Source organism: Nocardioides marinquilinus (genome assembly GCF_039543705.1).
In the GTDB taxonomy this organism is placed as follows: Bacteria; Actinomycetota; Actinomycetes; order Propionibacteriales; family Nocardioidaceae; genus Nocardioides; species Nocardioides marinquilinus.
In genome coordinates this window covers 784184-809954 of sequence record NZ_BAABKG010000001.1, presented here as the reverse complement: position 1 = coordinate 809954, position 25771 = coordinate 784184, and the positions used below count along the sequence as shown (strand labels likewise).

General features: G+C 74.2%; 25 protein-coding genes. 10 read left to right on the top strand and 15 right to left on the bottom strand.

What is annotated here, in order from left to right; translation table 11 throughout:
- Position 1: 1 nt before the first annotated feature.
- From ABEA04_RS03895 to ABEA04_RS03880, 4 genes are all read right to left on the bottom strand, one after another.
- Positions 2 to 211, bottom strand: coding sequence for a hypothetical protein (locus ABEA04_RS03895; RefSeq protein WP_345454711.1), 210 nt, complete (start codon positions 209 to 211; stop codon positions 2 to 4).
- 12 nt (positions 212 to 223) lie between these two features.
- A complete protein-coding gene (locus tag ABEA04_RS03890) occupies positions 224 to 1813 on the bottom strand; it encodes a long-chain-fatty-acid--CoA ligase (RefSeq protein ID WP_345454709.1) in 1590 nt (529 codons plus the stop codon).
- Between the two features lie 63 nt (positions 1814 to 1876).
- The gene (locus ABEA04_RS03885; protein ID WP_345454707.1) at positions 1877 to 2314 is read right to left on the bottom strand and encodes an SRPBCC family protein; all 438 of its coding nucleotides are present in this window, start codon (positions 2312 to 2314) and stop codon (positions 1877 to 1879) included.
- A 4-nt stretch (positions 2315 to 2318) separates the two neighbouring features.
- Complete coding sequence (locus ABEA04_RS03880; protein ID WP_345454705.1) at positions 2319 to 3233, bottom strand: phosphoribosylaminoimidazolesuccinocarboxamide synthase; 915 nt, start codon at positions 3231 to 3233, stop codon at positions 2319 to 2321.
- Between the two features lie 59 nt (positions 3234 to 3292).
- On the opposite strand from ABEA04_RS03880, the gene ABEA04_RS03875 reads away from it, so the two are divergent.
- Positions 3293 to 4276, top strand: a complete 984-nt coding sequence (locus ABEA04_RS03875; protein ID WP_345454703.1) for a sulfotransferase family protein — start codon at positions 3293 to 3295, stop codon at positions 4274 to 4276.
- A 160-nt stretch (positions 4277 to 4436) separates the two neighbouring features.
- Here ABEA04_RS03875 and ABEA04_RS03870 read toward each other — a convergent pair whose 3' ends face one another.
- Together ABEA04_RS03870 and ABEA04_RS03865 are read right to left on the bottom strand one after the other, a co-directional pair.
- A complete protein-coding gene (locus ABEA04_RS03870) occupies positions 4437 to 5351 on the bottom strand; it encodes a hypothetical protein (RefSeq protein WP_345454701.1) in 915 nt (304 codons plus the stop codon).
- A 34-nt stretch (positions 5352 to 5385) separates the two neighbouring features.
- Positions 5386 to 5910, bottom strand: coding sequence for a hypothetical protein (locus ABEA04_RS03865; protein ID WP_345454699.1), 525 nt, complete (start codon positions 5908 to 5910; stop codon positions 5386 to 5388).
- A 115-nt stretch (positions 5911 to 6025) separates the two neighbouring features.
- Here ABEA04_RS03865 and ABEA04_RS03860 point away from each other — a divergent pair, with 115 nt between their 5' ends.
- Both ABEA04_RS03860 and ABEA04_RS03855 read left to right on the top strand, forming a co-directional pair.
- On the top strand, positions 6026 to 6646 hold the full coding sequence (locus tag ABEA04_RS03860) for a hypothetical protein (RefSeq protein WP_345454697.1): 621 nt from the start codon (positions 6026 to 6028) through the stop codon (positions 6644 to 6646).
- A gap of 152 nt (positions 6647 to 6798) precedes the next feature.
- Entirely contained in the window at positions 6799 to 7482 is a 684-nt protein-coding gene (locus ABEA04_RS03855; protein ID WP_345454695.1) for a fasciclin domain-containing protein, read from the top strand.
- 21 nt (positions 7483 to 7503) lie between these two features.
- Here ABEA04_RS03855 and ABEA04_RS03850 read toward each other — a convergent pair whose 3' ends face one another.
- Positions 7504 to 7731 (bottom strand): acylphosphatase, encoded by a 228-nt coding sequence (locus ABEA04_RS03850; RefSeq protein ID WP_345454693.1) that lies wholly within the window; start codon positions 7729 to 7731, stop codon positions 7504 to 7506.
- Between ABEA04_RS03850 and ABEA04_RS03845 the strand changes: the two genes are divergently transcribed.
- Together ABEA04_RS03845 and ABEA04_RS03840 are read left to right on the top strand one after the other, a co-directional pair.
- The gene (locus ABEA04_RS03845; RefSeq protein WP_345454691.1) at positions 7708 to 9300 is read left to right on the top strand and encodes an MFS transporter; all 1593 of its coding nucleotides are present in this window, start codon (positions 7708 to 7710) and stop codon (positions 9298 to 9300) included. The two genes, ABEA04_RS03850 and ABEA04_RS03845, sit on opposite strands and share 24 nt — an antisense overlap.
- Entirely contained in the window at positions 9248 to 9823 is a 576-nt protein-coding gene (locus ABEA04_RS03840; protein ID WP_345454689.1) for a carboxymuconolactone decarboxylase family protein, read from the top strand. Before ABEA04_RS03845 ends, ABEA04_RS03840 begins: the two co-directional genes overlap by 53 nt.
- A gap of 9 nt (positions 9824 to 9832) precedes the next feature.
- Here the strand turns inward: ABEA04_RS03840 and purB are convergent, their stop codons facing one another.
- From purB to purD, 4 genes are all read right to left on the bottom strand, one after another.
- Positions 9833 to 11269, bottom strand: a complete 1437-nt coding sequence (gene purB, locus ABEA04_RS03835) for an adenylosuccinate lyase (RefSeq protein ID WP_345454687.1) — start codon at positions 11267 to 11269, stop codon at positions 9833 to 9835.
- 62 nt (positions 11270 to 11331) lie between these two features.
- A complete protein-coding gene (locus ABEA04_RS03830; protein WP_345454685.1) occupies positions 11332 to 11889 on the bottom strand; it encodes a ribonuclease FAU-1 family protein in 558 nt (185 codons plus the stop codon).
- Positions 11890 to 11912: 23 nt separating this feature from the next.
- Positions 11913 to 12143, bottom strand: coding sequence for a hypothetical protein (locus tag ABEA04_RS03825; protein WP_345454683.1), 231 nt, complete (start codon positions 12141 to 12143; stop codon positions 11913 to 11915).
- Between the two features lie 2 nt (positions 12144 to 12145).
- Positions 12146 to 13384 carry a phosphoribosylamine--glycine ligase gene (gene purD / locus ABEA04_RS03820; RefSeq protein WP_345454681.1) on the bottom strand — a complete coding sequence of 413 codons (1239 nt, stop codon included), beginning with the start codon at positions 13382 to 13384 and terminating at the stop codon, positions 12146 to 12148.
- Between the two features lie 81 nt (positions 13385 to 13465).
- On the opposite strand from purD, the gene ABEA04_RS03815 reads away from it, so the two are divergent.
- Positions 13466 to 15760, top strand: coding sequence for a serine/threonine-protein kinase (locus tag ABEA04_RS03815; RefSeq protein ID WP_345454679.1), 2295 nt, complete (start codon positions 13466 to 13468; stop codon positions 15758 to 15760).
- On the top strand, positions 15757 to 17871 hold the full coding sequence (locus ABEA04_RS03810; RefSeq protein ID WP_345454677.1) for a serine/threonine-protein kinase: 2115 nt from the start codon (positions 15757 to 15759) through the stop codon (positions 17869 to 17871). The genes ABEA04_RS03815 and ABEA04_RS03810 overlap by 4 nt, the downstream gene beginning before the upstream one ends.
- Before the next feature lie 6 nt (positions 17872 to 17877).
- Here the strand turns inward: ABEA04_RS03810 and ABEA04_RS03805 are convergent, their stop codons facing one another.
- On the bottom strand, positions 17878 to 19182 hold the full coding sequence (locus ABEA04_RS03805; RefSeq protein ID WP_345454675.1) for an adenylosuccinate synthase: 1305 nt from the start codon (positions 19180 to 19182) through the stop codon (positions 17878 to 17880).
- Positions 19183 to 19269: 87 nt separating this feature from the next.
- Here ABEA04_RS03805 and ABEA04_RS03800 point away from each other — a divergent pair, with 87 nt between their 5' ends.
- Positions 19270 to 20187, top strand: a complete 918-nt coding sequence (locus ABEA04_RS03800; RefSeq protein WP_345454673.1) for a diacylglycerol/lipid kinase family protein — start codon at positions 19270 to 19272, stop codon at positions 20185 to 20187.
- A 30-nt stretch (positions 20188 to 20217) separates the two neighbouring features.
- The gene (lysS, locus tag ABEA04_RS03795) at positions 20218 to 21894 is read left to right on the top strand and encodes a lysine--tRNA ligase (protein ID WP_345454671.1); all 1677 of its coding nucleotides are present in this window, start codon (positions 20218 to 20220) and stop codon (positions 21892 to 21894) included.
- A gap of 83 nt (positions 21895 to 21977) precedes the next feature.
- Here the strand turns inward: lysS and ABEA04_RS03790 are convergent, their stop codons facing one another.
- Entirely contained in the window at positions 21978 to 22394 is a 417-nt protein-coding gene (locus tag ABEA04_RS03790; protein ID WP_345454669.1) for a DUF3151 domain-containing protein, read from the bottom strand.
- Positions 22395 to 22482: 88 nt separating this feature from the next.
- Positions 22483 to 24195, bottom strand: coding sequence for an alpha/beta hydrolase (locus ABEA04_RS03785; RefSeq protein WP_345454667.1), 1713 nt, complete (start codon positions 24193 to 24195; stop codon positions 22483 to 22485).
- Positions 24196 to 24301: 106 nt separating this feature from the next.
- Between ABEA04_RS03785 and ABEA04_RS03780 the strand changes: the two genes are divergently transcribed.
- Complete coding sequence (locus tag ABEA04_RS03780; protein ID WP_345454665.1) at positions 24302 to 24667, top strand: hypothetical protein; 366 nt, start codon at positions 24302 to 24304, stop codon at positions 24665 to 24667.
- A 42-nt stretch (positions 24668 to 24709) separates the two neighbouring features.
- Here the strand turns inward: ABEA04_RS03780 and fbaA are convergent, their stop codons facing one another.
- Positions 24710 to 25738, bottom strand: coding sequence for a class II fructose-bisphosphate aldolase (gene fbaA, locus ABEA04_RS03775; protein ID WP_345454663.1), 1029 nt, complete (start codon positions 25736 to 25738; stop codon positions 24710 to 24712).
- Positions 25739 to 25771 lie beyond the last annotated feature (33 nt).

Below are 25771 nucleotides of genomic sequence, written 5' to 3'. Positions count from 1 at the left end.
CCTACGGACGGCTCCGAGGCCCTCCCTGGACGACGACGACGGCCAGCGCCACCCCGAGGCCCGCGACCAGCGGCCCCACGATGGCCCACGTGTTCTCGCCCGACATCGAGCTGCCGCCGATCACGCCGAGGCCCTGCAGGGTCCACAGGGCGCCCACGGTCAGCAGCAGCAGGGCGAGCACGAGCAGCAGCACCCGGAGGATCGGTGGCATCGCCGGCGCGCCTCAGGCCAGCTCGCGCTTGAGGATCTTGCCGGTCGCGGTCATCGGCAGCTCGCTGCGGAACTCGACGACGCGCGGGTACTTGTAGGAGGCCATCTGCTCCTTGCCCCAGGCGACCAGCTCGTCCTCGGTGATCTCCGCGCCCTTCTCGAGGATGACGACCGCCTTGACCTCCTCGCCGTGGCTCTCGTGTGGGACGCCGATGACGGCGGCGAGCGAGACGGCGGGGTGCGTCATCAGCACCTCCTCGATCTCGCGCGGGTACACGTTGTAGCCGCCGCGGATGATCATGTCCTTGCTGCGGTCGACGATGTAGTACCAGCCGTCGGCGTCGCGGCGTCCGAGGTCGCCGGAGCGGAACCAGCCGTCCTGGATCGCCTCGTCGGTGGCCTCGGGCCGGCCGTGGTAGCCCTTCATGATGTTGTGGCCCTTGATGGCGATCTCGCCGACCCGGTCGGGGTCCTCGGCGCTCCACTCGATCGGGTCCCACGTGCCTGGCTCGAGCAGCGTCATCTCGACGCCGGGCGCGGGCTGGCCGATCGAGCCGACCCGCACGCCGTGCCCGAGGCGGCTGAAGCTGGCCACCGGCGAGGTCTCGGACAGGCCGTAGCCCTCGAGGATGGTGACGCCGAAGCGCTGCTCGAAGTCCTTGTGCACCTCGACCGGCAGGCTCGCGCCGCCCGCGACCGCCACCCGCAGCTGCTCGGCCAGCGCGGCGACGTCGACGCCGGAGTCGTCGAGCGCACCGAGCAGGCCCCAGTACATCGTCGGGACGCCGGCGAAGAACGTGATGCCCTCGGCCGCCATCGTCGTCAGCGCGGCGCCGGCCTCGAAGCGCGGCAGCATGACGACGGTGCCGCCGTAGCCGAAGCCGCCGTTCATGATCACGGTCTGGCCGAAGGAGTGGAACAGCGGCAGCACGCACAGCAGCGTGTCGGGGTTGCCGGCGTCGGCGCCGAAGAGCTCCTCGCCGAGCAGCGCGTTGTCGCGCATGTTGCGGTGGCGCAGCTCGGCGCCCTTGGGCTGGCCCGTGGTGCCGGAGGTGTAGAGGACGACGGCGACGTCGTCCTCGTCGGTGACGACGGTCTCGAAGGTGGGCGGCTGGCCGGCCATCAGCTGCCCGAGCGTCTCGGTGCCCTCGAACGGGCTCGCGCCGGCCGGGTCGACGGTGATGGCCACGAACAGCTCGCAGCCCGCCGCGTCGGTGAAGCCGCGGTGTCCCTCGGCGCCGATCGGCAGCTCGTCGGTGCCCTCGAAGCACAGGTAGGCCTTCGCCCCGGAGTCGTCGAGGTGGTAGGCCACCTCGCGGCCCTTGAGCAGCACGTTGAGGGGGACGACGGTGCCCCCGGCCTTGAGGATCGCGTAGTAGGCGATCGGGAACCACGGCAGGTTGGGGCAGCTGAGCGCCACCGGGTCGCCGGGTCGCACGCCGCGCTCGACGAGCGCGTTGGCCAGCTGGTTGGCCGCGCCGTCGACCTGCGCGTAGGTCAGCCGGACGCTCTCGGCGCCGGGCCGGGCGAGGACGACGGCCTCACGGTCGGGGTGGGCGGCGGCGGTGCGCTCGAGCAGGCTCGCGAGGTTGAAGTCGGTCACGGCTGCAACCTACTCACCGGTTCGCAGCGCGTCAGCGGGTCGGCGGGTCGGCGGGTCAGCGGGTCAGCGGGTCGGGGCGTCGCCCGCCCGCTCGGCGAGGATGCGCGCCGCGCGCTTGAGGTCGGAGCGGACGGCGGAGGGCGCCATCCGGTTGAGCACCGCGCCGACGGGGCGCGCGATGCCGCGGGCCTGCATGTCGAGACCGACGGTGACGTCGCAGACCGAGCCGACCGGGGTGAAGCAGAGCGTGAGGGTGGCGCTGAAGCCGCGCCAGGTGCCGCGCTCGGACCAGCGGTGCGGCCGGTCGGCGTCGGTGAGCTCCATGTGCGGCCGCAGCCGGGCCTTGGTGACGTCGGTCCAGTGCTGGCCCACGACGTTGTCCTCGCCCTGCACGTCGGCGACGGCGGCCAGGCTCGACTGCCACTCGGGCCGGTTGTCGGGGGCGACGAGGTAGTCGTAGGCCTCCTCGCAGGACACGTCGAAGCGGATCGGTCTGCTCATGGGGTCACCAGCGCTCTCCGGTCAGTCGTTCGTAGGCCTCGACGTAGCCCGCCCGCGTGCGGTCGACCACCTCGGCGGGCAGCGCGGGTGGCGGCTCGCCCGAGTCGCGCTGCCAGCCCGAGGCCGGCGAGAGCGCCCAGTCACGCACGATCTGCTTGTCGAGCGAGGGCTGCGCGCGGCCGGGCTGCCAGTGGTCGGCCGGCCAGAAGCGGGACGAGTCGGGGGTGAGCACCTCGTCGCCGAGCACGAGCGCGCTGCGGTCCACGTCCCCACCGGGGCGGACGCCGAACTCGAGCTTGGTGTCGGCCAGGAGGATGCCGCGCTCGCGGGCCAGCTGCTCGGCGCGGGCGTAGACGGCGAGCGTCGTCTCGCGGAGGGTGGCGGCGACGTCGCGACCGACCAGCCGCTCGACGGTGGCGAGGTCGACGTTCTCGTCGTGCTCGCCGAGGTCGGCCTTCGTCGCCGGCGTGAAGATCGGCGCGGGCAGCCGGCTGCCGTCGTCGAGACCGTCGGGCAGGGGGACGCCGCACACGGCACCGCTCGCGCGGTAGTCGAGCAGCCCCGACCCGGTGAGGTAGCCCCGGGCGACGCACTCGACGGGGTACATCTCGAGCCGCTCGCAGATCACCGCGCGCCCGGCCAGGCCGGGCGGCAGGTCGGCGGGGTCGGCGGAGACGACGTGAGCGGGCACGAGGTCGGCCAGCTGGTCGAACCACCACAGCGACATCCGGGTGAGGATCTCGCCCTTGTCGGGGATCGTCGTCCCGAGCACGTGGTCGAAGATCGAGATGCGGTCGCTGGCGACCATGAGCAGGCGTCCCTCGTGCGGGCCGGACGTGAGCTCGTAGAGGTCGCGGACCTTGCCCGAGTGCACGTGCCGCGCGCCGTCGACGACCGGCGCCGCCGGGATGTTGAGCACGCTCCCAGCATAGGGGCCGGGCCCATTGTGCTGTAACCAGAGCCGATTAGTATTCAAGGATGCGGCCCGCCCGTCCTGACTTCCTCCTCGTCGGCGCTCCCAAGGCCGGGACGACGGCGCTGCACGCCGCGCTGGCCCGGCATCCCGACGTGTTCGTCAGCAACCCCAAGGAGCCGAAGTTCTGGCTCTGCGACGACGCCCCGCCCCCGCACTGGAGCGGCCCGGGCGACCGTCACTCGCAGCAGGAGTGGGTGTGGCGCGCCGAGGAGTACGCCGCGCTCTTCGAGCCCGCCGAGCCCCACCAGGTGCGCGGCGACTGCACGCCGTTCTACCTCTGGTCACGCGGCGCCCACCGCCGCTTCGGTGCCGCGCTGCCTGAGGTGAGGGTGGTAGCCGTCGTCCGCGACCCGGTCGACCGGGCGCACAGCAACTGGATGCACCTGTGGTCGGACGGTCTCGAGCCCGAGCCCGACTTCGTCTCCGCCTTCGGCCTGCAGGACGAGCGCGTGGCGCGCGGCTGGGCGCCGTTCTGGCGCTACCGCGACCTCGGCCTGTACGGCGAGCAGCTGGCGCACCTGTACGAGCACGTGCCGCGCGAGCAGGTGCTGGTGCTGCGCTACCGCGACATCGTCGACGAGCCGGTGGCCGCGATCGACCGCACCTGCCGGTTCCTCGGCATCCGCGAGGGCCTGGTCACCTCGATCCCCCGCGACAACGCCCGCGCCTTCGCCGAGCCCGGCTGGCGCACCCGCACCCTCGGGCCGGTGGTGCGGGGCGGCGCGGCCCTCGGCCAGTTCGCGCCGCCGCGCCTCTGGCGCCGGGCCAGCCGGCCGCTGGTGGGCGCCCTGCAGGGCGGGGGCGCCCGTCGTCCGCGCCTCTCCCCCGACGAGCGCGCCGCCCTCGTCGAGGTCTTCGCCGCCGACATCGCCCTGCTCTCGTCGTTGACCGGCGAGGACTTCGGCGACTGGCTCTCCCCCACCGCCCGCGGCTCCTTCGACGAGCGGAGCCCGCAGCGAGACGCGACGAAGGAGCGGCTCGCGTAGCGGGCGAAGGTCGAGCACGCCGCGCGGCCGACGAAGCAGGTCGCGACCGGCGGGTCGAGACCACGCACGGGAACAGACCGACGCGACTCCGCCGACCCGTCAGACATGTCCGACGGGTCAGCGTCGGATGCGCGGTGACCCGTCAGACATGTCCGACGGGTCAGCCGGTGACGACGGTGACGAGGTCGTGGGCGCCGTCGGGACGGGCGGACTCGACGTAGAAGCGGGTGCGGCCGTCCGGCAGGGGGACGGCGGCGGCGTAGCGCCAGGCGCCGTCGGAGTGCGGGGAGGCGATCGGGCCGACGGCGTCGTCGGGCACGAGCCGGACGCCGTCCCAGTGCGCGAGGCCGGTGGTCTCGTGCCAGTTGGCGGCGGCGTCGACGCGACCGTCGTAGAGCACCGAGAGCCGGTCGTCGGTCGCGGGCAGCACGGTGGTGACCCGCGCGCCGCGGGCGTCCCAACGGCCCGGCCGGCCGGCGAGCACCTCGCCCCGGTCGTCCCACGCGAGGCCGTCGTGGCTGGTGAGCCGGCGGGTGGTCATGCGGTCCTCGTGGCCGGGCTCGGTGAGCGGGTGGCAGCACAGCCACATCTCCCACGGCCCGGCCGCGGGGTCGGTGGGGCGGCCGTGGGTGACGACGGGGTCCTTGACGGCCACCGTGTCGTCGCCGGGCAGCACCACGCGGCGCTCGCCCGCGGGCAGCTCGGCCGGCGTGGCCGCGGTCAGGCTGTCGACCCACCAGTGCTTGGAGTCGTAGGTGGCGCACGACAGGTAGAGCCGCCACCCGACCCCGGGCACCGGCACGAGCACCGGGCGCTCGAAGGACTCGCACCCGAACGCGTCGCGGTTGACCGCTGCGACCGGCTCGAAGAGCAGCCCGTCGTCGGAGCGGGCGACCATGACGCTGACGCCGCGGCCCGCGGTGAGCGGACGCCGCACCCGCCACGTCAGCCAGAACACGCCGTCGACCAGCACCGCGCTCGCGGCCCCCGACCAGTTGCCGGGGCCCTCCCCGGGGGCCGGGACGACGACCACGGGGTCGGCGTGGCGGGGCAGGTCGGCGGGCAGCGTCGTCACGCGCCCCAGGTTAGTCGACCGGGTAGGTCGAGTATCAGCACCCGCCGCAGTTGTAGAACGTGACGTCCCAGTGGTTGCCCTCGTCGGCGTAGACGTTGCCGGCGCCCGACTGGTACTGGGCGGCGCCGTCGCTGCGGGTGCCGATGTAGGTGTAGGTGCCGGTCACCCAGCTGGTCAGGCACGAGGTGCGCGAGAAGTCGAGCTTGTAGCCGTTGTAGTGGCTGTAGGTGCCGCCGGCGTGGCCCACCTCGGTGCCGCCGGTGATCGTCAGGCCGCAGCCGCTGGCGCTCTTCAGGGTCTTGGCACCGTCGATGGTCGCCTGCCGGATGCCGTCGAAGGAGGTGCACGTCGAGTTGCTGCGCGTGGTGCAGCCGCCGGACGACGTCCACGAGATGCCCGCGGCGCTGAACTGCGACTCGGCGCTGGCCTGGGTGACGGCCGAGGCGGGCCCGGCGGTCGCGAACGCGCCCGTGAGCCCGAGCAGCGTGCCGGCGCCGACGGCGGCGGCGCGGCGCAGGGAGCGGCGGGCGGGCGTGGTGGTTCCCGAGAGAGTGCTCATGCCTCCACGCTCACACCCGCCCACGCGCGTGTCATCGGGGATCACCCTCGCTCCAGCCCCGCGCCCGGCGCACCTGCCCGCGCCGGCCGCGAGGGCGTTTGGCAGGCTGTCGGCCATGGCGGAGTCTGCTGAGGACGTCTATGCACGGGTCGTGGCGGCGGTCGGGGCCGACGGCCACCTGCCGATGCCGGCCCTGGGCGACTGGGACATCTTCCCGTGGACGGTGGTCGACGGCGCCATCGCGCCACGCACCCTGATGCCGCCGTCCGACGAGCCGCCACGCTGGGGCGAGGCGCCCGACAAGCCGTGCAGCGCCTGCGTCACCGGCTTCGACGCCGAGCGCATCGTGTGGGAGGACCCCGTGTGGGTGCTCACCCACCACGGCCGTCCGTCGGGCCTGCCGTTGGTGCTGACGCTGCACACGCGCGAGCACCTCGACATGGGCACCCTCGACGACGAGCTCGCCTCGCAGCTGGGCCGCATCACCAACCGGCTGGTGCGCATCACGGAGAGCCTCGACCACGTCGGCCGCGTGCACGTCAGCCGCTTCGGCGACGGCGGCTCCCACTTCCACCAGTGGTTCGTCGCCCGCACCGCCCGGCTGACGAACGTGCTGGGCTCCACCGCGCTCGAGTGGGACGACGTCCTGCCGCCCGGCCCCGAGGACGTCTGGCGCGCCGACCTGCACACGGTCGCCACCAAGCTCGCCAACTGGGGCGGCGACGCCCGCGCCTGAGCGCCCTTACACCCTTTCGGGGGCCTCGTCGAGAGTGGTGGCCCGAGATCACCCGCAGGGATGACAGCGGGGTGAGGTCGGCGCACGGTGCGCCGTCCTAACTTCGAGGCCGGTGGCCGTGAACCGCGCGGCCTCGACCGAGGAGTGTCCCCATGCCCCGACCCCACCTCCACCGCCTGGCCGCCGGCCTCGCCGGCGCCGTCGCCCTGACCTCGATGGCCGCGTTCGGCGCGGTCGGCAGCGCCTCCGCCGCCGACACCGGCGCGTCGGTCGCCACCAAGGCCGCCCCGAAGGCCAAGGGCGTGCGCAGCCTCGCCACCCTGCTCGCCGCCGACAAGGGCTTCGACCGCAACGGCCAGGACTTCGACATCGCCGAGGCCGCGATCATGCTCGTGCTCGAGGAGCGCCCGAAGAGCCCGGTCGGCCTGGTCGCCGACGGCAAGCAGCCCCTGACCGTCTTCGTGCCGACCGACCTCGCCTTCAAGCGCCTGGTCGCCGACCTCACCGGCAAGCACGCCGGCACCGAGCACCAGACCGTGCGCAAGCTGACCAGGCTGGTCGACGTCAAGACCCTCGAGACCGTGCTGCTCTACCACGTCGTCACCCGCAGCCTGGCCTCGCCGTACATCCTCGACGCCACCGCCGACCGGGAGTCGCTGACCACCGCGATCGGCGCCGACATCGGCCTGCGCCCCGACCGCAAGACGGTCCGCCTCGTCGACGCCGACCCGAACGACCTCGACCCGCGCCTGGTGCCCGAGCTGATCGACATCAACCGCGGCAACCGCCAGGTCGCGCACGGCATCAACCGCGTGCTGCGCCCGGCCGACCTCTGACGGTCCGCCCCCCGGCCGGGGTCAGCGGCGCACCTCGAAGGACGTCACCCCGCTCACCTCGGCCTCGGACACGCTCACCCCGGCCACCCTCGCCGCGGGTGATCCCGTCCGGCACCACCGCGTCATAGCCTCGACGGCGTCGTCGTCGCCCTCCACCCGGGCCTCGACGGCGCCGTCGCCGCGGTTCGCGACCCATCCCGCCACCCCCAGACGTCGCGCCTCCCGTTGCGCGTAGGCCCGGAAGGACACGCCCTGCACGACTCCGGTCACGACGAGGTCGACGGCACGGGTCACGCGGCCCAGGATGCCGCACCCGGCCGCGCCGTCAGCGTCGTCAGCGGCGACGGCGACGCCTACGAGCCCGACCCCCGGCGCTGGCGCATCCTCGGCGTCTCGCTGGTCGTCGGGTTCATGTCGCTGCTCGACGTCACCATCGTCAACGTCGCCATCCCCTCGATGCGCGAGGACCTCGGCACCTCGGCCTCGACCATCCAGTGGGTGGTCTCGGGCTACGCGCTGGCCTTCGGCCTGACGCTCGTGGCGGGCGGTCGCCTCGGCGACGCCTACGGCCGCCGCCGGCTCATGGTGTGGGGCCTGGTCGCCTTCGTGGCCTCCAGCGCCGCCGTCGGGCTGGCGCCGAGCGCCGAGCTCGTCGTCGTCGCCCGCCTGCTGCAGGGCGCCTCGGCCGGCATGCTCACCCCGCAGAACTCCGGCCTGGTGCAGCAGCTGTTCCGCGGCCCGGAGCGCGGCCGGGCGTTCGGCGTCTTCGGCTTCACCGTCTCGCTCGCCTCGGCCATCGGGCCGGTGCTCGGCGGCGCCATCATCGCGGTCGCGGGCGACGACGGCGGGTGGCGCTGGCTGTTCCTGGTCAACGTGCCGATCGGCGCCGTCGCGCTGGTCGGCGTCCTCAGGCTGGTGCCCGGCCGCATCGACGACGCGGACGACGAGAGCCGTGGCGAGGGCCGCCGCGAGCACCTCGACGTCGTGGGCGCCGCACTGCTCGGGCTGGCCGTGCTCTGCGTGCTGTTCCCGGTCGTCAGCCTCGAGGGCGGGCAGCGGCTGCCGCTGCTGCTGCTCGTCGTGGCCCCGCTGGTCGCCGTGGGGTTCGTGCGCTGGGAGCACCGGCTGCGCGACCGCGGCCGCGCGCCGCTGCTCGATCTCGGGCTGCTGCGCCGCACGCCCGGCTACGCCGGCGGCCTGGTCATCGGCACCCTCTACTTCACCGGCTACGTCGGCGTGCTGCTCGTGCTCTCGGTCTGGCTGCAGGAGGGCCGCGGCTACTCCGCGCTGCACACCGGACTGCTGATCACGCCGCTCGCCCTCGGCTCGGCCGTCGCCTCGCTGCTGGCCGGCCGCGTCGTCACCACCCTCGGACGCCGCCTGACCATCGGCGCCCTCACGGTGATGATGAGCGGCGTCACGCTCGTGGCGCTGCTCGTGCCCGGCCGCGACGAGACGGCCACGGCGTGGGTGCTGGTGCCGGCGCTGCTGCTCACCGGCATCGGCGGCGGCGCGGTGGTCTCGCCCAACCTCACCCTGACGCTGGCCGACGTGCCGCCGCGCATGGGCGGGGCGGCGGGCGCCGCCGTCCAGACCGGGCAGCGCATCGGCTCGGCCATCGGCGCCGCGCTGCTGGTGGCGGTCTACCAGCTCGGCACGGGCGACGCGGCCCTGCGTGCCGCCCTGCTCACCGGGCTCGGCGTGCTCGCGCTGGCGCTGGTCGCGGCCCTGGTCGTGGGGGCCTCGGGCGCTCCACACTCGGACGATGACGTTCCTGAGCGACCCGGAGGAGACCGCCGGCGCGCGGCGGATGTATGACGCCGACCTGGCCGACGACGGGTTCGTGATGAACCTGACCCGGCTGTGGGCGCACGCCCCGGAGGCGGACACGGCCTTCCGCGACCTGACCGCACTGGCCTCCGCGGGCCAGTCGATGCGCGAGCGCGGGGTGCTCGTGACGGCCACCGCGGCTGCGCTCGGCGACTCCTACTGCGCCCTGGCGTGGGGCGGCCGGCTGGCCGACGAGGCGGGGGCCGACGTGGCCGCGGCGACGCTGTCGGGCGAGGACGACGCCGTCCTCGACGCCCGCGACCGCGCGCTCGCGTCGTGGGCGCGGGCCGTCGTCCGCGACCCGTCAGGCACGACGTCCGCCGACCTCGAGCCGCTGCGGGCGGCGGGCTACGACGACGCGGCGATCTTCTCGCTCACGCTCTACGTGGGTCTGCGGCTGGCGTTCTCGAGCGTCAACGGCGCGCTCGGCGCGGCGCCCGACCACGAGGTCGCGGACGCCGCGCCCCCGGCCGTCCGCGCCGCCGTCACCTGGGGCCGGGCGCCCGCCTGACCCCGTCGATCAGAGGATCGAGCCCGGCTCGTAGGCGGCGGCGTCGGGGTGGCGGGCCACGATCTCGCCGACGCGGCGGACGACGTCCCGCGTCTGGGCGACGGCGGCGCCGGTGAAGTCGATCGGCTCGGCCACGAGCGCGGCGAGCTGGGTGTCGGTGAGGCCGAGCCGCGGGTCGGCGGCGAGCCGGGCGAGCACGTCGTTGTCGGCGCCGGCGCGCATGTCGAGGGCGGCGCCGACCGCCGCCTCCTTGATCGCCTCGTGGGCGGTCTCGCGGCCGACGCCGTTGCGCACCGCGCTCATCAGCACCTTGGTGGTGGCCAGGAACGGCAGGTAGCGGTCGAGCTCGCGCTGGATGACGGCCGGGAACGCGCCGAACTCGTCGAGCACGGTGAGGAAGGTCTGGAAGAGGCCGTCGGTGGCGAAGAAGGCGTCGGGCAGCGCGACGCGACGCACCACCGAGTCGGAGACGTCGCCCTCGTTCCACTGGTCGCCGGCCAGCTCGCCGACCATCGAGACGTGCCCGCGGACGACGACGGCCAGGCCGTTGACCCGCTCGCACGAGCGGCTGTTCATCTTGTGCGGCATCGCGCTCGAGCCGACCTGGCCCTCGGCGAAGCCCTCGGTGACCAGCTCGTTGCCGGCCATCAGCCGGATCGTGGTGGCCAGGTTCGACGGCGCCGCGCACAGCTGCGCGAGGGTGGTGACGACGTCGTAGTCGAGGCTGCGCGGGTAGACCTGGCCGACGCTGGTGAGCACCCGCTCGAAGCCGAGGTGGGCCGCGACCCGCTGCTCGAGGTCGGCGAGGCGGTCGGCGTCGCCGTCCAGCAGGTCGAGCATGTCCTGAGCGGTGCCCATGGGGCCCTTGATGCCGCGCAACGGGTAGCGGGCCAGCAGCTGCTCGACCCGCTCGAGCGCGACCAGCAGCTCGTCGGCCACGGTGGCGAATCGCTTGCCGAGGGTGGTGGCCTGCGCGGCGACGTTGTGGCTGCGCCCGGCCATCACGGTGGTCTCGTGCTCGGCGGCGAGGCGCGCCAGGCGGGCCAGGGTGGCGACGGCGCGGTCGCGCAGCAGCGCCAGCGACTGCCGCACCTGCAGCTGCTCGACGTTCTCGGTGAGGTCGCGGCTGGTCATGCCCTTGTGGATGTGCTCGTGGCCGGCGAGGGCGTTGAGCTCCTCGATGCGGGCCTTCACGTCGTGGCGGGTCACCCGCTCGCGGGCGGCGATCGAGCCGAGGTCGACGGCGTCCTCGCCCCGCTCGACGACGGCCGCGTAGGCCTCGACGACGCCCTCGGGCACGGCGACGCCGAGGTCGCGCTGGGCCCGCAGCACCGCCAGCCACAGCTGTCGCTCGAGCACGATCTTGTGGGCCGGCGACCAGATCGCCGCCAGGTCGGCCCCGGCGTACCGCGCGGCCAGGACGTTCGGGACGCTCACGCCGGCCATCCTCCCGCGCCGGTAGTCCCTGACGAAAATCAAGGTCCGGCGCCCGGAATCCCTGATTTTCGTCAGGGACTACCGGCCGGGGACGACGGCACCCAGTCGTCCCAGCGTGACCACCAGCGGGCGGTGGGGTCGCCCGCGGCGTCGGCGTCGAGGATCGCGACGACGTCCGCGGCCGCGGCGAGCACGTGCTCGAGGTCGGACGTCGTGAACCGGTGCTCGGCGAGACGCGCGTGCAGGTGCTCGACGTCCTTCCACTCCCGGCGGCCGTCGGGACGCACGACGAGGTCGAGCTCGAGATCGTCGGTGCGGACGCCGTCGGCCTCGCGCACCACGGGCCGCTCGAAGTTCACGTACCAGTGCGTGAACGGCGACCCCTCGGTCGCGGGGCCGAAGAACTTCCATACCGAGTACCAGAGGTCGGTCCGTCGCAGCTGCAGCACCGTCGGGCCGCGCCACGCCGTGTGCGCCGCCCACGGGTGCGCGGGCCCGGCGTCGTCGAAGGCGAAGGCGGCCCCGTCGGAGAGCACCAGCGCCAGCACGCCGTCCGGCCCGTCGTCGGACGCCACGGTCACCGGGTAGGTCAGCCAGGTGCGCTCGCCCCACGTCTCACGGTTGAGCACGGTCGACCCGGCCGCGAACGCCGTCACGGCGCCCCGGGCCCGGGCGGCAGCGGGTCGGGCGCCCTGAGACGTTCCCCGGGCAGCAGCAGCCCGACCTCGGTCACCATCAGCAGCTCCGGCAGCGCGGTCAGCAACCTCGGCGGGCTCACGACGACCGCGCCGTCGACCCACTCGGCGCGGACGTCGTCGGGCAGGGCGAGAAGCTCCTCCCACGACGTCCGCGATCGCCGCAGACCGCCCTCCGTGACCGGCACGGTCAGACCCCGGCGGCGATGTCGGTGCGGTGCTGCGCGCCGGGGAAGTCGACGACGGCGACGCCGCGGTAGGCGGCCTCGCGGGCCTCGGCGACCGAGGCGCCGGTGCCGACGACGGCGAGCACGCGGCCGCCCGCGGTGACCAGGTCGCCGTCCGGGCCGAGGGCGGTGCCCGCCTGCACGACGTGGACGCCGTCGAGCGCCTCGGCCTCGTCGAGCCCGGCGATCGGGTCGCCCACCGACGCGGAGGCCGGGTAGCCCTTGCTGGCCAGGACGACGCCGACCGCGGCGCCGGCGCGGAACGCCGGCGGCGGCACGTCGGCGAGGGTGCCGGTGGCCGCGCCGAGCAGCAGGGGCAGCAGCGGGCTCTCGAGCAGCGCGAGCAGCGGCTGGGTCTCGGGGTCGCCGAAGCGGGCGTTGAACTCGACCACCCGCACGCCGCGCGAGGTGAGCGCGAGGCCGGCGTACAGCAGCCCCGCGAACGGCGTCCCGCGGCGCGCCATCTCGTCGACCGTCGGCTGCAGCACCTCGCGCTGCACCTGCTCGACGAGGTCGGACGGCGCCCACGGCAGCGGCGTGTAGGCGCCCATGCCACCGGTGTTGGGGCCGGCGTCGCCGTCGCCGATGCGCTTGAAGTCCTGGACGGGCTGCAGCGGGTAGACCGTGCGGCCGTCGGTGAGCGCGAACAGCGAGACCTCGGGCCCGTCGAGGAACTCCTCGACCACGACCCGCTCGCAGCCGGCCGCGTGGGCGAGCGCCTCGTCGCGGTCGGTCGTGACCACCACGCCCTTGCCGGCGGCCAGGCCGTCGTCCTTGACGACGTACGGCGAGCCCAGCTCGTCGAGGGCGGCCGCCACCTGCGCCGCGTCGGTGCACACCCGCGCCGCCGCGGTAGGCACGCCGGCCGCGGTCATCACCTCCTTGGCGAACGCCTTCGAGCCCTCGAGCCGGGCCGCCGCGGCGCTCGGCCCGAAGACCGGGATGCCGCGCGCGGTGACCGCGTCGCCCACACCGGCGACCAGCGGCGCCTCGGGCCCCACGACGACGAGGTCGGCACCGAGGTCGTCGGCCAGCGCCGCCACCGCCTCGCCGTCGAGCGGGTCGACGTCGTGCAGCGTGGCCACGCGCGCGATGCCCGGGTTGCCCGGCGCGGCGTGCACCTCCGTGGTGTCGGGGTCGGCCGCCAGGGCCCGGGCCAGGGCGTGCTCACGTCCGCCGGTTCCGATGACGAGGATCCTCACGGGCCACGATGGTAGGGCGAGGCCCTCCCGCGTCCAGAGTGTGCGGGGTTGACCCACGACCCGGAAGGGAATGACGGCACCGTGACTGCGCTCCCACGCGTCGGCGACCAGGTCGGTCGCTACCGCATCGACTCCGTGATCGGCCGGGGTGGCATGGGCGTGGTCCTCGGCGCGACCGACACCTCGATCGGCCGCCGGGTCGCGCTCAAGGTGCTGGGCGCCGACCTCGGCCACTCCGAGGAGTTCCGCCGCCGCTTCGAGCGCGAGGCCGCCGTCCTGGCGCGGCTCGACTCGCCCCACGTCATCGCCATCTACGACTACGGCACCCACGAGGGCGCCCCCTACATCGCCACCCAGTACGTCGGCGGCGGCGACCTCGGCGGGCTGCTGCAGCGGCGCGGGCCGATGCCCACCACCCTCGCCCTCTCCGTGTGCGCCCAGCTCGCCGAGGCCCTGGACGACGCCCACCGCGTCGGCGTCGTGCACCGCGACGTCAAGCCCACCAACGTGCTGCTGCGTGACGCCGACTCGCTCGACCTGCACGCCTACCTGTGCGACTTCGGCATCGCCCGCACCGCCTCCGACGGCCTCACCGCCCCCGGCGCGGTCGCCGGCACGTGGAGCTACCTCTCCCCCGAGTGCGGCCGTGGCGCACCCGGGTCGCCGGCGTCCGACGTCTACGCGCTCGGCTGCCTGCTGTGGGCCACGCTCACCGGCAGCCCGCCCTACCGCGGCACCGACGTCGAGATCGCGGTCGCCCACCAGCAGGCGCCCGTGCCGCAGCTGGTGGCCACCGACGACCTCGGCCGCCACGTCAACGCGATCCTGCAGCGCTCCTTGGCCAAGGACCCCGCGCAGCGCTACCGCAGCGCCGACGAGATGCGCCTCGACCTGCTGAGCGCGGCGGGCCGCCCCGACTCCGGCGTCCGGCCCGTGCCGGCCGCGCCCCACCGGGCGCCCACGCAGGCCGCCCCCACCGCGCACCGGGCGCCGGTCACGCCGTCCGGCTCGGGCACGGGCGCACCGGTCAGCCAGGTCTCGCTCGGCCCGCTGCCGCCACGGGTCTCGCCGCCCACGCCCCACCCGACCGGACGCCGGCGCCGCTCGGCCGGCGTCATCGCCGCGGTGTGCGCCGCGGTCGTGCTGGTGGCCGGCGGCGTCGTCGTCCTCACCCAGCTCGGCGGCGACGACGGCCCCGACGAGGGCGCCGGCCCCACCACGCCGACCTCGCAGGCCACCGACGACCCGACTGACGCGCTCACCGGCAGCCCCACCACCGACCCCACGACCGACCCCGACCCCGAGCCGGAGCCCGACCCCGGCCCGCAGCGCCTCGACGAGGGCGGCCCGATCACCGGTGACGTCGACGGCGACGGCCTCGGCGACCTGCGCGTCGACTTCAGCATCACCGTCGGCCCCCGCGACCGCCAGATCGACGACGAGACCACGTTCCTCTCCACCGGCAGCCGGTTCGCCGAGCCCGAGCAGGTCAGCATCGTCGACCGCGACTGGACGCCGCTGCGGGGCGACTTCGACGGCGACGGGGTCGGCGAGACGCTCGCGGTCCGCACGCTGAACAAGCGCGACGCGTTCCGCTTCACCGGCGACCTCAGCGGCGGCGGGAGCATGGACGCCGAGGCCGCCAAGCGCGAGGAGCCGGCCTACGTCTCGGCCAGCGACGTCGACGGCGACGGTGACGACGACGTCGTCCTGCTCTACCTGCGCGACTACGAGGAGCCGCCGCTGACCCTCGACGCGATGGTGGTCGAGGGGCAGGAGGTGCGCGACGCCCGCCCGCTGCTCGAGGTGCCGTTCAGCGCGGCGCAGGCCAGCATCGAGCTCGGCGACTTCGACGGCGACGGACGCGGCGACGTCGCGGTGATGAAGCAGGGCGCCGAGACGCGCGAGATCGGCGAGTACCGCCAGCGGCTGACGCTCTGGCGCGGCGCGGGCGACGACCCCGTCGGCGTGCGCCGCGCGGGCACCCGCGAGCTCGTGACCGGGTTCCGGCCCGAGCTGCTCGTCGGCGACCTCGACGGCGACGAGGACGACGAGCTGCTCAGCCTCGACTACTCCACCTCCGGCACCGTCGAGATGGTCGACGTCCGCCGTGGCGGCTTCACCCGCACCCGGGTGATCGGCGCCCTGTCGGCCGGGCAGGCCTCGTCGTTCTACGCCGGGGTCTCCGACGTGAACGGCGACGGCCTCGACGACGTCGTCGGCGTCGCGGTGACCGGCAAGCGCCGGGCGGTGCTGCTCGCGGGCGTCTCCGACGGCAGCCGGCTGGTCAGCAGCCGCTGGGGCCGCTGGAACCGCAGCTTCTTCGACGGCCGCTACATCGGCTACTTCGACTTCCACACCCGGACGTTCCGGTGACCGCAGGCCCTGGTGGGCCCGGCGGGCCGGTCGGCACCGTCGGCCCCTACCGGCTGGAGGAGGTGCTCGGCTCCGGCGCGATGGGCGCCGTCCACGCCGCCACCGACCTGCGCCTCGGACGCCGGGTGGCGCTGAAGCTGATCTCGGGTGCGGCGGCCTCGGCGCCGGGGTTCCGGCTGCGGTTCGAGCGCGAGGCCGCCGTCCTGGCCCGGCTCGACTCCCCGCACGTCGTGCGCATCCTCGACCACGGCGAGGTCGACGGCCGCCTGTACATCGCGATGCAGCTCGCGGCGGGAGGCGACCTCGGCCGGCTGCTGCGCGAGCGCGGCGCGATGCCGCCGCCGCTGGCCGCGCGGGTCGCCGCCCAGCTGGCCGACGCGCTCGTCGCCGCGCACGACGTCGGCGTCGTGCACCGCGACGTGAAGCCCTCCAACGTGCTGCTGCGCGACGACCGGCTCGACCGGGTGCACGTCTACCTCAGCGACTTCGGCGTCGCGCTCACCGAGAGCTCGGGCCTGACGACGCCGGGCGCGGTGGCCGGCACCTGGAACTACCTGGCCCCCGAGCGCACCCGCGGCGAGCCCGGCTCGGCCGCCAGCGACGTCTACGCCGTCGGCTGCGTGCTGCACGAGCTGCTCACCGGCCGCCCGCCCTACGCCGGCTCCGACGTCGAGGTCGCCATGCTGCACCTCTCGGCGCCGGTGCCCCAGCTGCCCGGCGAGGACGGCCTGACCCTGCAGGTCAACCGCATCCTCGCGCAGTCGATGGCCAAGGACCCCGCCGAGCGCTACGCCGACGCGCGGGCCCTGCGGCACGACCTGCGGCAGCTGGTCGGCACCCTCACCGGCGCCACCCCGCTGCCCGACCTGCCGCCGCTGGGCGCCACCGGACGCTCGCGGCGGCGCCGCGGCATCGCCCTGGCCGCGGCGGCCGGCCTGCTGGTCGCCGGCGGCGTCGTGGCCGGCGTCGCGGTCGCGGGCGGGGACGACGACCCCGGGGCCGACCCGCCCGGCCCCACCGACGCGACGTCGTCGTCCACCGTGCCGGGGCCCGACGGGACCGACGGGACCGACGCGACGGGCTCGACGGGCACCACCGGCGAGCCGACGCCGTCGGGTCCACCCCCGATCGTGCCCGGCGACCTCGACGGCGACGGCCTCGGCGACCTCGCCTACAGCGACTACGACCGCGGGCTGGTGACCCTGCGCTCGCAGGGCGACGGCTTCGCCCCGGCGCAGGCCCGCGAGGTCGACGGCACCGCCGCACTCACCGGCGACTTCGACGGCGACGGCCGCACCGACGTCCTCACCCTGCTCGACGACACCAGCACCGTCGCGCTGACCCTCGACCCGGCCCGCGGGCGCGGCTCGTCGTCCGCGGTCTCGCTCCCCCGCGTCGGCGACGACCTCGACCGCGACTTCCTGGCCGCCGACCTCGACGGCGACGGCGCCGACGAGCTCGTGGTGGCCAGCCCCACTCGCAGTCGCGGCACGGCCGTCGACGTCGTCGCGGTGGGCGAGAGCGGCGGGTTCGGCGACCCCGAGCGCTGGTACGAGGGCGACCTGACGGCCGTCGAGTCGGTGTGGGCCGTCGGCGACTTCGACCGCGACGGCCGTGACGACCTCGTGCACGCCGTCCTCGAGCAGGTCTACGGCGAGCAGCCCTCGCAGTTCCAGATGCTGCTCTCGACCGGCCGGGCGCTCGAGCCGGCCGGCGACCCGGTGCGGGTCTCGGAGCAGTACGGCGGCGAGTACCTCTCCCTCGACGAGGTGCACGCCGGCGACGTCGACGCCGACGGCGCCCCCGAGCTGGTGCTGATGAACAGCTTCGGCTTCGACGCCGTGGTGTGGCGCTGGGTCGCCGGGCGCGACGGGTTCAGCTCGGCGCAGATCTGGGCGCTCGGTCTCGAGCGCGGCGGCGACGGGCTCGAGGGCACGCTGTCGGACGTCGACGGCGACGGCGACGCCGACGTGGTCACCCTCGGCATCGACGGCGTCCGCGTGCTGCTCTCGACCGGGACGTCGTTCCGCTACGCCCCGCAGTGGCGCGACCGCGACGAGCCCGGCGACCTCGAGGGCGTCGTCGACGACGTCGCGCCGGGCATCTACTAGGGGCGCTCAGACCAGCTCGTGCCGCACGACCGACGCGGCGCGCGACGGCCCGACGCCGACCACCGAGATGCGGGCGCCCGACATCTGCTCGACGGCCTCGACGTAGGCCCTCGCGTTCGCCGGCAGGTCGTCGAAGCTGCGTGCCTCGCCGAGGTCCTCCCACCAGCCGGGCAGGTACTCGTAGATCGGCTTGGCGTGGTGGAAGTCGCTCTGGTTGACCGGCATCTCGTCGTGGCGGACGCCGTCGACGTCGTAGGCCACGCACACCGGCACCTGCTCGAGGCCGGTGAGCACGTCGAGCTTGGTGAGCACGAAGTCGGTGACTCCGTTGACGCGGGCGGCGTAGCGGGCGATGACGGCGTCGAACCAGCCGCAGCGGCGCGGCCGGCCGGTGGTGGTGCCGTACTCGTCGCCGACCTTGCGCAGGTGCTCGCCGGCAGCGTCGACACCGTCGTGCAGCTCGGTCGGGAACGGCCCCTCGCCGACCCGGGTCGTGTAGGCCTTGACGATGCCGATGACCTGGTCGAGGCGGGTCGGCGGGATGCCGGAGCCGGTGCAGGCGCCGCCGGCGGTGGCGGAGGACGACGTGACGAACGGGTAGGTGCCGTGGTCGACGTCCAGCAGGGTGGCCTGGCCGGCCTCGAGCAGCACGACCTCGTCGCGGTCGAGGGCCTGGTTGAGCAGCAGGCCGGTGTCGCACACCATCGGCGAGATGCGCTCGGCGAACCCGAGCAGCTCTTCCACGGTCGCCTCGACCGTGGGCGCGCGACGGTTGTAGATCTTCGAGAGCACCTGGCCCTTGAGGTCGAGGACCCCCTCGACCTTCTGGGTCAGGATCTTCTCGTCGAAGAGGTCCTGCACCCGGATGCCGACCCGGTTCATCTTGTCGGCGTAGGTGGGGCCGATGCCGCGGCCGGTGGTGCCGATGCGGCGCGAGCCGAGGAACCGCTCGGTGACCTTGTCGAGGCTGCGGTTGTAGTCGGCGATGACGTGGGCGTTGGCGCTCACCTTGAGCCGGCTGGTGTCGACGCCGCGGGCCTCGAGGCCGTCGATCTCCTCGAAGAGCACCCCGAGGTCGACGACCACGCCGTTGCCGATGACCGGCGTGCAGTTCGGGGAGAGGATGCCGCTCGGCAGCAGGTGCAGCGCGTACTTCTCGCGGCGTCCGTCGGTGTCGATGACCACCGTGTGCCCGGCGTTGTTGCCGCCGTTGAACTTCACCACGTAGTCGACGCGGCTGCCCAGCAGGTCGGTGGCCTTGCCCTTGCCCTCGTCGCCCCACTGGGCGCCGATGATCGCGATGGCCGGCATGGTGCTCCACTTCGTCGGGTGCTGTCGGTTGCTGGGGCCGCTGGGCCAACGGCTCAGGGTATCGACACGGCCGCTACGTTGACCGGCATGGGTGAGCCCCTGCTCGTCATCACCAACAGCGAGGCCGGCACGTCGGACGAGGAGAACCTCGAGCGTGCGCTGGCCGTGCTGCGCCCCCACCGGTCGGTGGAGGTGGAGGCGACCTCCGAGCCGGGCGAGCTGGACGGCGTCCTGCACCGCGCCGGCGGGCGCACCATCGTGGTCGCCGGCGGCGACGGCAGCCTGCACGCCGTCGTCTCCGCCCTCTACCGCCGCCGCGACCTCGCCGACGCGACCCTCGCGCTGCTGCCGCTCGGCACCGGCAACGACTTCGCGCGCGGCACCGGCATCCCGCTCGAGGTCGAGGACGCCGCGCAGGTCGTCCTCGACGGCACGGCGCGGCCCATCGACCTCATCGTCGACGAGCTCGGCCAGGTGGTGGTCAACAACGTGCACGTCGGCGCCGGCGCCGCGGCCAGCCGCCGGGCCACCCGCTGGAAGGGCCGGCTCGGCCAGGTCGGCGTCGGCAAGGTGAACCTCGGCAAGCTCGGCTACCCCATCGGCGCCGCCATCACCGCGTGGAACCCGCCGGTGCTGCGGCTGCGGGTCGAGGTCGACGGCGAGGTCGTCACCGACGTCGACACGAAGGTGCTGCAGGTGGCCGTCGGCAACGGCGCGTCGGTGGGCGGCGGCACCGACCTCACGCCCGACGCCGACCCCGGCGACGGCAGGATCGACGTGATGGTCTCCCGCGCCACCGGTCCGGTCTCGCGCTTCGTCTACGCCGCGCGGCTCGCGATGGGCAGCCACCCCGACCACGCCGACGTCGACTACCTGCGCGGCGAGCAGGTCAGCGTCAGCGGCGAGGCGTTCTGGGTGAGCGCCGACGGCGAGATCTACGGCCCGGAGCGCCGCCGGTCGTGGCGGCTCGAGCGGGCGGCGTACCGGATGATCCTGCCCGCCTGAGCACGCGCCGCGCTCGATAGCGTGGGGCGTGTGGCACGCACCAGAGGCAGCAAGGACGACGGCGAACCGACCGACTGGGTGACCCGGGCGGCCGATGCTGCGATCCGCCAGGCCGGCGAGGGCGCGGCGCTCATCACCTGCGCCTCCGGGGCCAGCCCGTCCGGCCCGGTGCACCTGGGCAACCTCCGCGAGTTCCTCACGGTGCACTTCGTGGCCGAGGAGGTGCGCCGGCGTGGCCTGCCGGTGCGGCACCTGCACAGCTGGGACGACTACGACCGCTTCCGCAAGGTGCCGGCAGGCGTCGACCCGTCGTGGAGCGAGCACATCGGCCGCCCGCTGTCGGTCGTGCCCGACCCGGGCGGGTGCCACGAGTCCTGGGCCGAGCACTACAAGGAGCCGCTGGTCACCTCGTTGCGCGAGATGGGCGTGGAGATGGAGGAGGTCTCGCAGACCTCGATGTACCGCTCCGGCCGCTATCGCGAGCAGGTCCTGCACGCCGTGCGCCACCGCGAAGAGCTGGAGGCCGTGCTCGCCCGCTTTCGCACGAAGGCGCCTGCGACGAGCGCCGACGACGAGGACGCCGCGGGCGGCGACGGCTTCGACCTGGGACGGTTCCCCTACAAGCCCTACTGCCGCCAGTGCGGCCGCGACACCGTGACCGTCACCGCGTACGACGACGAGACGACCGACCTGACCTACACGTGCGCCTCGTGTGACTTCACCGGCACCACCAACCTCGCCACGCAGGACGAGGGCAAGCTGGTGTGGAAGATCGACTGGCCGATGCGCTGGGCGTTCGAGCGGGTCCACTTCGAGCCCGGTGGCGACGACCACGCGACACCCGGGTCCTCCTACACGGTGGGAACCGAGGTGGCGCCGTTCTTCGGGTGGCGGGCACCCTCGTTCGTCGCCTACTCCTTCGTCGGCGTCGCCGGCATGACCAAGATGTCGTCCTCGCGCGGCGGAGTGCCTACCGCGGCCGACGCGCTGCGGATCCTCGAGCCGCCGATGCTGCGGTGGCTCTACGTGCGCCGCCAGCCGCGCCAGAACTTCACCATCGACCTCGGCGCCGAGGTCGTCCGCCTCTACGACGAGTGGGACGCCCTGGGCCGCAAGGCCGCCACCAAGCGCGACGTGGCCACGCTGGCCTGGGAGCGCTCGGTCTCGACTGCCGCCGCGGGCACACTGCCCCGGGCGGCAGTCACGGTGCCGTTCAGGCTGCTGTCTTCGGTGGCCGACGTGACCGCGGGTGCTCCCGAGCTGATCGCGCGCGCCGTCACGGGGTCGGGGTTCGAGCTGTCCTCGTTGGAGGACCTCGAGCCGCGGCTCGCTCGCGCGCTGGCGTGGGTGGCCGATCAGCCCGAGAAGGAGCGCACGACGGTCCGTACCGAGCCCGACACGGCCCGACTGGCTGCGCTCTCGGAGGACGAGGAGGGGTGGTTGGCTGCGCTGCTCGACCGCATGCCCGACGAGCTCGACCAGGACGGCATCACCACCCTGGTGTACGGCGTCCCCAAGCTCGGTCGTGGCCTCGACCTCGACGACCCGCCCACCGACGAGGTCAAGGCAGACCAGAAGGCGTTCTTCCGTCTGCTCTACGGGCTGCTCGTGGACGCCGAGCGCGGCCCTCGCCTACCCACGCTCTTCCTCGCCCTGGGTGCCGAGCGGGTGCGGTACCTGCTCGGCGGCGCCGACCCGGGCAACTAGCCCACCGTCCGTTGCACTTCCCCGCCCGTCTACGGGCGGTTGAGCGGTCGCTTCGGTGAGGGAGTGCCCAGCGGGCCGGCCGGTCAGCCGAGGAGGTGGTCGGCGGCGGTGGGGCTGGAGTCGCGGAGGAAGGTGGCGCAGCGCTCCCACTCGTCGTCCTCGCCGATGGCGCGGGCGGACTTGGCGAGCAGCGAGAGGCAGACCAGGAAGCCGCGGTTGGGCTCGTGCTCCCACGGGACGGGGCCGTGGCCCTTCCAGCCGTTGCGGCGCAGCAGGTCGAGGGAGCGGTGGTAGCCGACGCGGGCGTAGGCGTAGACGGTGACGGCGTCGGCGTCGTCGGAGACCGCCTGGGTGGCCAGGGCCGCCCAGGCCGACGGCGAGGCGGGGTGGGCGCGGACGACGTCGCGCGGGCTGGTGCCCGAGGCGAGGTCGTCGGTCGCGGGGTCGTGCGGCAGGTGGGTGGGGGGCGGTCCCGCCATCAGGTCGCCGAAGGTGCTCATGGCGCCATCATGCCGGGGCCGCCCGGCCCACCCACCGCCGCCCGTCAGCGGCCGGTCAGTGGCCGGTCAGCGGCCGGTCAGTGGCCGGTCAGCGGAACAGCGGCTTGGGCTGACGGCACACGGTGCCGTCGTCGGGCAGCTGCTGGGTGACCAGGTAGGTGCCGGTCAGCGAGGTGACGCAGCCGCCCTGGCCGATGGCGGCGTGGCCCCAGCCGTCCCACGTCAGCAGCACCGAGTCGCGGAACCGCGTGTTGACCTTGCGGGCACCGCTGATCGGGGTGGCGGGGTCGTGGGTGTTGCCGACGACCAGCAGCGGCGTCGAGGTGCCGGTGCGCCACGGGCCCTGGAAGGCGTCGTCGGAGGAGCCGATGCCCTGGCGGGCGCACGGGGACGACGACCAGGTCCACAGCCGGCCGAACCACGGCGCGGTGCGGTCCTGCTCCTTGGCGGCGCGCTCCCAGGCGTAGGGGTCGCGCGGGTTCACGCTGTCGCTGCAGGTGACGGCGTTGAACAGCACGTCGGTGGTGGCGGGGCGCCGGGCCGGGGCCGAGACGATCGGCGCGGTGTAGAGGCCACGACGCTCGAGCTCGCGACGCATCTTCAGCAGCTTGGGGTACTGCTTCGACTCGCTGACGAGGACCCGGCGCTGACCGGTGCGCGCCGAGCGGTCCAGGCCGGCGTTCAGGTCGGCGACGAAGCTCGCGAGCGAGGGGATGCCGAAGCGGCTGTAGAGCGAGCCGAGGGCGATGCCGACGACGTCCTGGTAGGCGAGCGAGCCGTTGCCGTCGCCGAGGCGGCCCTGCTTGGCCGCGCGCAGCACGCGCTTCCACTTGCCGAGCGCGTCGCCGGCCAGCGCGCAGCGCTTCTTGCCGACGCGGTCGCACTCGGTCCACGCCGCGGTCAGCGCCTCGTAGGCGCCGTAGCCGCTGCGCAGCCGGGTGGTGAACGGCGTCTTGGCGCCCTGGGTGGTGGGGTTGCCGGTCGACCAGGCGACGGGGTCGAGGACGGCGTCGACGACCAGCGCACGCACCTTGTTCGGGAACAGGCGGGCGTAGGTGGCGCCGAGGTAGCTGCCGTAGGAGACGCCGTAGTAGGTGAGCTTCGGGTCGCCCACGGCGCGCCGGATGAGGTCCATGTCGCGGGCGACGTCGGCGGTGCTGGCGTGGTCGACGAGCGGCGTGCGCTTCTGCGCGCAGGCGCGGCGCACGCGGTCGTCGAAGCGGATGCGGCTGGTGGCCTGCTCGCGGTTCAGCGGGTACTGCGCGAGGCGCGGCGGGAAGCCGACCTTGCCGCTGCACGCTGTGATGCCGCTGCCGCCGACGCCCCGCGGGTCGACGCCGACGACGTCGAAGCGGGCCCGCACCCGCGGGCCGAGCGCGCTGGCGAAGTCGAGGATCGCGCCCGCGGCCGAGCCGCCCGGACCACCCGGGTTGACGAACAGGGTGCCGATGCGCCGCGCGGGCTGCTCGGCCCGCAGCCGCGCCACGAACAGCTGCGTCGGGGCGCCGCGGGGCCGGTCGTAGTCGAGCGGCACCTTCGGGGTCGCGCAGGTGAGGCGCTTGGCGAGGTTCGGGGGCAGGCCCTGGCCGCACCTCTCCCATCGCAGCCGCGGCGTGGCCACGCGGGCGACCTGCCGCTCGGCGGCCGTGGACCGCGGGGCGGCCGCGGCGGCCGGCGTGCGCGCGGCCGACGTCGACGCGTCGACGTCGAGGGCCCGCGCGGGACCGGGGACGGAGCTGAGCAGACCGGCGGCGACGACGACGCCGACCACTGCAGCGAGTGGACGGGAGGGGGATCTCATGCGCGAAGGATGCATCACGCCACCGACAGGTCAAGGCACCCCTAGCGGTGAACACCTCGCGAAGAGCGAACGCTTCGGCCGATCACCTGGCGGGCAGGGTCGTGGCATGACCCGCCGACCCAGACAGCCCAGCCGACCCAGCCGATTCGCTGCCGTCACCACCCCCGTCGCCGCCCTCGTCCTCGCCACCGCCGTGCTCGCCGGCGGCTGCAGCGTCACCACCAACACCAGCAAGTGCGTCAACGACGAGTGCGAGGTCTCGTTGAACGGCGACGGCGCGGAGGCCGACCTCGACACCCTCGGCGGCGAGCCGACGGTCACCCTCGAGGGCGCGAGCGACGGCACCGCCGAGCTCACCGTCGACGGGGACGACGTCTCGTGCCGTGAGGGCGAGACCGTCGAGGCCGCCGGCCTCAGCATCGAGTGCACGAAGGTCGGTGACGACGAGGTCGACCTGCAGGTCACCGGCTGACGCCGGCGCCCGCAGGCCGCTCATCGACGCATCACGAGCGGGTCAGAGCGCGCGGCCCGCCGAGCGCAGGTTCTCGCACGCCTCGACGACGCGCGCCGCCATCCCGGCCTCGGCCGCCTTGCCCCACGCACGCGGGTCGTAGGCCTTCTTGTTGCCGACCTCGCCGTCGATCTTCAGGACGCCGTCGTAGTTGTCGAACATGTGGCCCGCGACCGGGCGGGTGAAGGCGTACTGGGTGTCGGTGTCGACGTTCATCTTGACCACGCCGTAGTCGACGGCGGCGGCGATCTCCTCGGCCGAGGAGCCCGAACCGCCGTGGAAGACGAGGTGGAAGGGCTTGGCGCCCTCCTCGAGGCCGAACTCGCGGACGACGGCCTCCTGCGCGTCCTTGAGCACCTCGGGACGCAGCTTGACGTTGCCGGGCTTGTAGACGCCGTGCACGTTGCCGAAGGTCAGCGCGGTCATGTAGTAGCCGCGGTCGCCGTGGCCGAGCGCCTTGGCGGTGGCGATGGCGTCGTCCGGGGTGGAGTAGAGCTTGTCGTTGATGGCGTTCTCGACGCCGTCCTCCTCACCGCCGACCACGCCCACCTCGATCTCGAGGATGATCTTGGCCTCGATGCACTTCTCGAGCAGCTCGGAGGCGATCGAGAGGTTCTCCTCCAGCGGCACGGCCGAGCCGTCCCACATGTGCGACTGGAACAGCGGCGCCTGGCCGCCGCGCACCCGCTCGAGCGAGAGGTCGAGGAGGGGGCGCACGAAGCCGTCGAGCTTGTCCTTCGGGCAGTGGTCGGTGTGCAGCGCGATGTTGACGGGGTAGTTCTTCGCCACCTCGGCGGCGTAGGCCGCGAAGGCCACCGAGCCGCTGACCATGTCCTTCACGCTCGGGCCCGAGAGGTACTCCGCGCCGCCCGTGGAGACCTGCACGATGCCGTCGGAGCCGGCGTCGGCGAAGCCCTTCAGCGCCGCGTTGAGGGTCTGGGACGACGAGACGTTGATCGCGGGGAACGCATAGCTGCCGGCCTTCGCGGCGTCGAGCATCTCGGCGTACTTCTCGGGGGTGGCGATAGGCATGCCCGAAGCCTAGTGCCGCCGGACGACGCCCCG